Consider the following 1,357-nt stretch of genomic DNA (forward strand, 5'->3'; position numbering starts at 1 on the left):
GAGACGGATCATCCGGCATGGGCTGCGGGAACGACCTATGCCCTGGGCGCCCGGGTCATCCTGACGTCGACGCATTCGATCTACGAGAGCGTGCAGGCCGGCAACACCGGCCACAACCCGGCGGCGGACACGGCGGCGGCCTGGTGGATCAGGGTCGGCTCCACCAATCGCTGGAAGGCCTTCGACAACCGTACGGGCCAGAGCGTGAGTCAGTCCGGCACTATCGATTACAGCCTGACGCTGCCGAGTATCTGCACCGCCGTGGCGCTGGTCGGCCTGTCGGCGGGGTCGGTGCGGGTGCGCGTCTCCGATGCTGGCGGCGCGCTGATCCACGACCAGACGCGCCAGCTCGTGGATCGGACGGACATCGCCAGCTTCTTCACCTACTTCACCTATTCTCCGACCTACATCGAGCGGTGCGTCTTCGAGGATCTGCCAGGCTACGTCGGCTACACCCTGCGGATCACCATCGACGCCGGCGTGGGCACGGCGGAGGTCGGGGAGATTGTGCCCGGCAAGCTGTTCGAGTTCGGCACGACGCTGGTCGATACCGAGATCAGCTACGAGGATATGTCTGTTCGGGAGCGCGACGACTTCGGCAGCGTCTTCATCGTCCAGCGCGACGCTTACGACGTGATCACCTTCCGCTTTGCGATCCCGACCGGCGGTGAGGAGCGGGTGCGCCGCGCTGTCAGAGACCAGCGCGCCAAGCCCGGGTTCTACTACGCCGACGCGGACCTCGTGGGGCGCGGGCTGGCCGTCTACGGCCTTGCCAAGCCCTTGCGCATCCCGCTGCAGGCGGCCGGTGCGTCCATCGCCACTCTCGAGACCGAGGAGCTCTCCTGATGCCTCTGACCCTGCCGGCCGCGCCGAACGCGCCGACGCTCACCAACCCGGCCACGTTCGAGGTCGACACCTCTGCATTCCTCGCCTGGATGGCATCGCTCGGCACGGCAATGACCGGCAAGGCCCTGCTCGTCTCGGACATCCTCGGCACCGTTGCGCAGTCCGCGGGGCTGCCCACCGGCGCCCTGATCGAGCGGGGCTCGAACGCGAACGGCGAGTACACCAGGTTCGCGGACGGCACGCAGATCTGCTTCATCAATGCCTTCGACCTGCCCTATCTCCCCGGCGCGGGCGGCGCCGTGTGCCAGGGGGACTGGACGTTCCCGGCCACCTTCGCCGCGCAGCCGGCCGTGATGGCCATGCTCAACGGCCCGAACACGCAAGGCACTGTCGCGCCATCGCTCGAGATGCTCGGCGCCGTCATGTGGGCGAACAGCGGCATGCCCACCGCGTCCGCCCGGCTGACCCTGCGCCGAAACGCCGGACAGACCAACTTCGTCGCGGGCAATGC

1 protein-coding gene and 1 pseudogene are annotated in these 1,357 nt (G+C 68.0%); both read left to right on the top strand.

Annotated features, from left to right (window positions below; translation table 11 throughout):
* Positions 1–846, top strand: an 846-nt coding sequence (locus ACTVZP_RS22200) for a hypothetical protein (protein ID WP_443214298.1), incomplete at its 5' end; no start/stop codon positions are given.
* Positions 846–1,357 (top strand): annotated as a pseudogene (locus tag ACTVZP_RS22205) (hypothetical protein); the annotation flags it as partial. The gene ACTVZP_RS22200 and the pseudogene ACTVZP_RS22205, both read left to right, overlap by 1 nt.

It is taken from the genome of Rhodobacter sp. NSM, from assembly GCF_052244495.1.
Taxonomy (GTDB): Bacteria; Pseudomonadota; Alphaproteobacteria; order Rhodobacterales; family Rhodobacteraceae; genus Cereibacter_A.